We start from the raw sequence: 6,282 nt of genomic DNA, 5'->3' as shown, positions 1-6,282 counted from the left end.
AATGAAACTATGCGAGATTTTTTTGATGATTTTATTCCACAAAATGACAGCTTTGCTTTTAGTGTTTTAGCTACTGGAAAATACGCTCAAACACTACTTAGCGCAAATAGTGAGCTTTAAATTTTACTAGTTTATAAAAATTTAAAAGGCTATAACATAAAGAATTTCTTAAAAGAATTTAGCGAAATTTTAAGTAGCTCTGGAATAAATTTTTATATAAAAAGTGTTGAAATAGATGAAATTTTTACAAATTACAAAGACGATCTCAAATTTAAAAGCGAAACATCGCAAGTCCGATATATCTGTGGTTCAAAAAGTCTCTACCGCCTAGTAAAAAGCGAGATCATAAAATTAAAAGAATTTGATAAAAAAGCCTTTTTAAACTACCATTTAAAGGCATTCTTGCCATTTTCTAGCATCAGCTACTTAGCCCAAGAGCCAAATTTAAAAAGTGGCTTTGGCGGGATAGATGAAATTTACCACTTAAACTGCATACTAAACTGCCTTGATAGCGACATTTCAGTTAGATCACAAGCCCTAAAAGTGATGAATGAAAAAGAGATCGCTAGCTTTAATCTAAATGTGGACTTTTTACTAAGCTTACTAACCACCTTAAATTTAACGCAAAATTCTGATACTTTTAGCGCTTCAAGCGTTGAAATCACGACAAATTTCATGCAAACAAAATCTAAAAAGCTCCAAGATAACGAAAGCGTCATCAGCCAAAAGATGCTAAGCTCGATGAATAATGTTGCTATTTATTCGAGGTTTATCGTCGCTTCTCTTTGCAGGCCATTTTTTAAAAGTGAGCTAAGCTTTGAGCAGAGAAAATTTGCTAGGCTAAAAAATGGCTTTTACGAGATAAATGGCGTTATTTACGTGCCGCTTCATAAAAAGCCAGCTCTCATTGAAAATCTAATAACCGAGCTTTTAGAACTAAAAGATGTTGATTATAAATTTGATATAAGTGCGATCTTTTACATTAAGCGAGCCATCATCACAAAAAGTGGCTTAGAGCGTGCTATAAGTGAGTTTAAGAAGATATTTTTAAGAAAAAATTCCTACGCTATTTTAAAGTCATTGCTTGATGCGCAAATGATACAAATTTTAATAAAACCAATGGAACACATCAGCCAGCTAGCTCAGTACGACGGCTATCACGAATTTACGGTCGATGAACATAGCATCTTAAGTGTAAAATTTCTTGAAAATATAAAAGATAAGTTTATAAAAAATCTCTATACCGAGCTTTGCTTGGAGGGCAAGACGATGCTAAAGATCGTGACTTTAATGCACGACGTTGGCAAGGGGCTTGGCAAAGACCACGCAAATATCGGTGCTAATATCTTTAGAGCCTACGCAAACAAGCTAAATTTAAGCCAAAAAGCCGTAAATATCGGCGTCATCTTGATAAAATATCACACGCTAATGAGCAACGTCTCAAACAGAGAGGACATTTATTCGCAACGCGTTATATTTGCTTTTATCTCAAAGCTTGGCGACAAGCAGGTTTTAAAACTGCTTTACATCCTTAGCTACTGCGTGATAAATGCGACAAATGAGAGGCTCTATAATGCCTACGCAGCAAAGCTTTTAAGAGAGCTTTATGAAATTTCTCTTAGTGCATTTAGCGATGAAAATTTACTCGATGAAGCGACAAGGCGAGTAAAAAAAGAGCAGTCTATAAAAAGAAATAGCGAGTTTTTGGTACTTGAACCAAGCTTGCAAGAGAAAATTTTTAAAATCACATCAAATCTTGTCTTTATAAAATATAGTGCAAGTGAGATCATAAATTTAAGCAAGGTTGCAGATAGCTTAGATGCGACAGAAATTTTTATAAATAACTCTAAAAATTTAAGCATTCAGATATATACAAAAAAAAGCCTAAATTTAAGTGCCCTGCTCTATGAATTTGCTAAATTCGACCTGGCATACATGGAAATTTTTGAGCTATTTGAGAAGAAATTTTATATCAGGCTTGATTTTAACCAAAATGTTAAAAAAGAGGAGCTTGAAATTACTAAAAATTTAGCTCTAAAATCCCTAAATAGCGAGGTTCTAAAAGAGCCTTTGAAACCAAACATTAACAAAGATGAGATAAACTTCGAGCTAAATCACTCAAAAGATTACGCCAAACTTAGTATCAACGCAAAAGATCAGCGTGGGCTAATGGCTTATGTGATGAGTGTTTTTGACAGGCTTCATTTTCAAGTCACGAGTGCTAGAATCCAAACGGTCAAAAATAGAACAAGAAATCTCTTTTTGATCGAGAAAAACGAACGACTTGAGAGTAAAGGCGAAGAGATATTAAATTTATTAATAAGCGAGTAAAACATGTGTGGAATCGTAGGATACATCGGAGATAAAGAGAAAAAAGAGGTCATTTTAAGCGGTCTAAAAGAGCTTGAGTACCGAGGATATGACAGCGCTGGCATGGCTGTGATGAGTGATGGCAAGATTGATTTTTTTAAGGCTGTCGGCAAGCTTGAAAATTTAGCCCTAAAGACAAAGGACTTTACATCAACTGGCTTTGGCGTGGCGATAGGTCACACACGCTGGGCGACGCATGGCAAACCAACTGAGATAAACGCTCACCCGCACCTTGGCGAGCACTCATTTGTCGTTCACAATGGCATCATCGAAAACTACAAAGAGCTTAAAGATGAGCTTGAAGCAAAGGGCGTGAAATTTGTGAGCCAAACTGACACCGAAGTGATCGTGCACCTTTTTGAAGAAATTTTAAAAGAGAAAAAAGATCCGTTTAAAGCTTACGAGGCAACTATCGCAAAGCTAAGAGGTGCATACGCGACGCTACTTATCACCAAAACTGCACCTGGTAAGATATTTTTTGCAAAAGATGCCGCTCCTATGGCGATAGGTAAAAGCGATAAAAAAGAGTTATATTTTGCCTCATCTGATGCTCCACTTATCGGCAATGCAACAGAAGTGGCATATCTTGATGATAACAACTACGGCTACGTGAGCTTGGACGAGATTGCCGTTTTTAAACACGGCAAAAAGGCGAGCATAACGTTTAATGCTTTACCAAAAGATAAGAGCTATGCCCAAAAAGAGGGATATACATTTTTCATGGAGAAAGAAATTTACGAGCAAGGTGCGGTCGTATCTGAAACCATCATGGGCAGAGTCAAAAACCACAAAGTTACCCTTGAAAATTTAGACGATGAATATCTAAAAAATATCGATGATATCGTGCTTTGTGCGTGCGGTACGAGCTACCATGCAGCACTAACTGCAAGCTATCTTTTTGAAAGGCTTGCTAAAGTTAGAACAAAGGTCGAAGTAGCAAGCGAATTTAGATATAGAAAGCCTTATCTAAACAAAAACTCACTCTTCATCGTCATCTCACAAAGTGGCGAGACAGCCGACACTCTTGAAGCACTTAGGATAGCTAAAGAGGCTGGGCTTAGAACGCTTGCGATTTGCAACGTCGATAACTCATCTATCGTTAGGCTAGCTGACAATACACTTCTAACTCGTGCTGGTATCGAAAAAGGTGTGGCAAGCACAAAGGCCTTTGCAACGCAGATCATCGTGCTTTGGATGCTTGTGCTTCAAATGGCGGCAGCTAAAAATTCTATCAGCAAAAAAGAGCTTGATCACGAGATCAAAACTCTTCTTCACATTCCACAAATTTTAAATATCAATAACTCTCTTCAAGAAAAGCTTCACCGCCTAAGCAAGCACTATTTGCACGGTCATGGCTTCTTCTTCATCGGTAGAGACATCTTCTATCCGCTGGCACTTGAAGGTGCGCTAAAGCTTAAAGAAATTTCATATCTTCACGCCGAAGGCTATCCATCAGGTGAGATGAAACACGGCCCTATCGCACTTGCAGATGAGAAGCTATTTACGATCGCTTTAATGCCTCAAAATTTACTCTATGAGAAGACAAAGAGCAATGTCGAAGAGCTTGCCGCAAGAGATGCATATATCCTAGCGATAAGCCCACTTGAGTTTGAGCTAAGCGATGACTATGTAAAAACAAGCGTTCAAGATCACTATATGAGTGAATTTTTTGAGATGATGCTAGTGCTTCAGCTACTTGCACTTGAAATTTCTGTTAGACTTGGCAACAACGTCGATATGCCAAGAAATCTCGCAAAAAGCGTAACTGTCGAATAATTTAGCTGGCCAGTAAACACTGGCTAGCTAAATTTTAGTTGATATTTTGCATTAGATTTTATGAAATACTGTTCTCACAAGAGCACAGCCCAGCTAAAAATTTATCTAGCCTTAGTTTAAAAATTTTATACTTTACTATGACAATAAAAAATGGTGGCATAGATATCATTTTTGATGTGACTAAAAAACTTAATGAGTTAAGTAAAAAGAATAAGAATATCGCACTGGAGTATGTTGAAATAATGTGCGATATTGAAAATTAAAAAGTGGATATTGTCTATCTTGTTTGCATCTTCTCTTTTAAGGATAAAGGAGATATTTAACAAAAAGCCTTTTTCTAACCAACTAAACTAAGAAATTTAAAGCTCAAGACTCTTAAATTTTATCTTTACCTAGTATCGTTGTCAGCTGTTCTTTGATTCTATCATCAAATTCACTAACACTTATGACACCCCTACTTTCACACAACTTGGCATCATTAACATCACAGTAGTCACTAAGTGCGTTTTTGTATCCGCCCCTTATACAAGCCTCTCTGTCTTCTAAAAATCCAGCCCCACCAAGGATGAGCACTCCAAGATCAAAACCTATCTTAAATTTCGCACTAGCCGAGCTTTTAACCCAGCTTAAAAATATCTCATCATATCTTAATCCAAGTGCTCCAACGCCATCTGGCACGACTAAGATATCCACACCATAAAGGCTTTCAGCATAAATTTCTGGATGAAGCCTGACGCCAAATTCATCGACAATCTCTGGTTTTAGTGCGTAGGTTTTGATGTTAAAACCTTCAAATTTATGCAAAAAGTCATAAATTTTGGCAAAGCTTAGTAGATTTATCTTGTCAAACATCAAAATGCCAACTTTCATGCTAGCTCCTTTTAATGAAGTGCCTCATTTAGCTTGATCGCCCTTTTGCTCGCACTTGCAGTGATCTGACCTGTTTGGCTATTTTGTCTAAAATGAAGCCCATTTAACCCGCCAAGCTCAAGTGCTTTGTAAATTTCAGCTTCAAATTTAAACTCTGGATTTAGTTTGGCTAGCTTTTCGCGCTCGCTGGCCGAGATATAGACTTTTGTGCCCTCAAGCACCGCTATGCCAGCATCCACGATGCAGTTATCGCCAAGAGGCACGCCCGTAACTGAGTTTGCGCCAAGCAAGCAGTGTTTGCCAATGCTTACAGGATTGCCGTTTGTGCCACTTAGCACGCCAAGTATGCTTGCCCCTCCGCCTACGTCACTGCCCTCACCCACTACGACAGAGCTGCTAACCCTACCTTCAACCATCACGCTACCAGTTGTACCTGCGTTAAAGTTGATGTAGGCAGCACCTGGCATAACGACTGTGCCAGAATACACGGCAGCTCCCATGCGAACCTTGGCTGAGTCTAAAATTCTCGTGTTATCAGCTGGGATGATATGGCTTAAAAATCTTGGAAATTTATCGACACTAACGATCGATGGATATTCGCCAAACATCTTTAGAGAAATTTCATTTTCTCTTAGCCATTCAAGCTCGATTGGTGTATTTTGGCTAGTCCATGCAACGTTTGGCAACACACCAAAGGCTCCATCAAGCACGATCGTCCTAGGTGCGACCTTGCCAAGCGAGATCAAGTAAAGCTTGAGATATACGGCCTCTACGCTAAGTGGTTTTGTATCATCAAACAAAAACACAAGTTTAAATTTATTCTCATTTAGTTCAAGATCGTCATCAAAAGCCATTTTTACGGCATGCAAATTTTGTACATTTTTATGAGAGCTTATCTCTTTTTCAAAGACGCTAAAGAGCTTGCTAGCTTTTTTCACCACTTTTGGCGTAAGATCAGCTACAAATTCAGAGCCGTTAAAATCAACCTTAACATCACATTTTTGCAAGGCATAGATATAAGCAGCTGCGCTTAAAAAGCTTTCTTTGTAATTTACAACAGCAAAAGTTGCTTGCAAAATTTTATCTGTATTTTTTTGTCCACGATCGATCCTAGCGATACCAAAAGCAAGTGGATCTTTATAGCCATCTTTTTTTCTAAATTCTTCAAAAAATTCCTTAAATTCATTTGCATCTTTAAACTCTTTAGACATCTATTCTCCTTTAAATTTTTTCTTAGTCTAGCCAAAAATGGCTAAAAATTTTATG

General features: G+C 37.7%; 4 protein-coding genes. 2 read left to right on the top strand and 2 right to left on the bottom strand.

The window, feature by feature from the left end:
- Nucleotides 1-402 precede the first annotated feature (402 nt).
- Complete coding sequence (locus F3G69_RS07825) at nucleotides 403-2,331, top strand: HD domain-containing protein (protein WP_223155899.1); 1,929 nt, start codon at nucleotides 403-405, stop codon at nucleotides 2,329-2,331.
- 3 nt (nucleotides 2,332-2,334) lie between these two features.
- On the top strand, nucleotides 2,335-4,146 hold the full coding sequence (gene glmS, locus F3G69_RS07820) for a glutamine--fructose-6-phosphate transaminase (isomerizing) (RefSeq protein WP_149714912.1): 1,812 nt from the start codon (nucleotides 2,335-2,337) through the stop codon (nucleotides 4,144-4,146).
- A gap of 375 nt (nucleotides 4,147-4,521) precedes the next feature.
- On the opposite strand, the gene F3G69_RS07815 is transcribed toward glmS, so the two are convergent.
- Both F3G69_RS07815 and F3G69_RS07810 read right to left on the bottom strand, forming a co-directional pair.
- On the bottom strand, nucleotides 4,522-5,016 hold the full coding sequence (locus tag F3G69_RS07815) for a type 1 glutamine amidotransferase family protein (RefSeq protein ID WP_149714911.1): 495 nt from the start codon (nucleotides 5,014-5,016) through the stop codon (nucleotides 4,522-4,524).
- Nucleotides 5,017-5,027: 11 nt separating this feature from the next.
- Nucleotides 5,028-6,227 carry a tetrahydrodipicolinate N-succinyltransferase N-terminal domain-containing protein gene (locus tag F3G69_RS07810; protein ID WP_149714910.1) on the bottom strand — a complete coding sequence of 400 codons (1,200 nt, stop codon included), beginning with the start codon at nucleotides 6,225-6,227 and terminating at the stop codon, nucleotides 5,028-5,030.
- Nucleotides 6,228-6,282: the final 55 nt, after the last annotated feature.

This window comes from Campylobacter concisus, from assembly GCF_902460625.1.
In the GTDB taxonomy this organism is placed as follows: Bacteria; Campylobacterota; Campylobacteria; order Campylobacterales; family Campylobacteraceae; genus Campylobacter_A; species Campylobacter_A concisus_AD.
The sequence above is the reverse complement of the archived record's forward strand: the minus strand, read 5'-3'. Positions and strand labels throughout refer to the sequence as shown.

What these genes read in the sequence shown, in the direction of transcription:
- glmS (WP_149714912.1), top strand. Translation starts at nt 2,335, where the DNA reads ATGTGTGGAATCGTAGGATACATCGGAGATAAAGAGAAAAAAGAGGTC.
- F3G69_RS07815 (WP_149714911.1), bottom strand. Translation starts at nt 5,016, where the DNA reads ATGAAAGTTGGCATTTTGATGTTTGACAAGATAAATCTACTAAGCTTT.
- F3G69_RS07810 (WP_149714910.1), bottom strand. Translation starts at nt 6,227, where the DNA reads ATGTCTAAAGAGTTTAAAGATGCAAATGAATTTAAGGAATTTTTTGAA.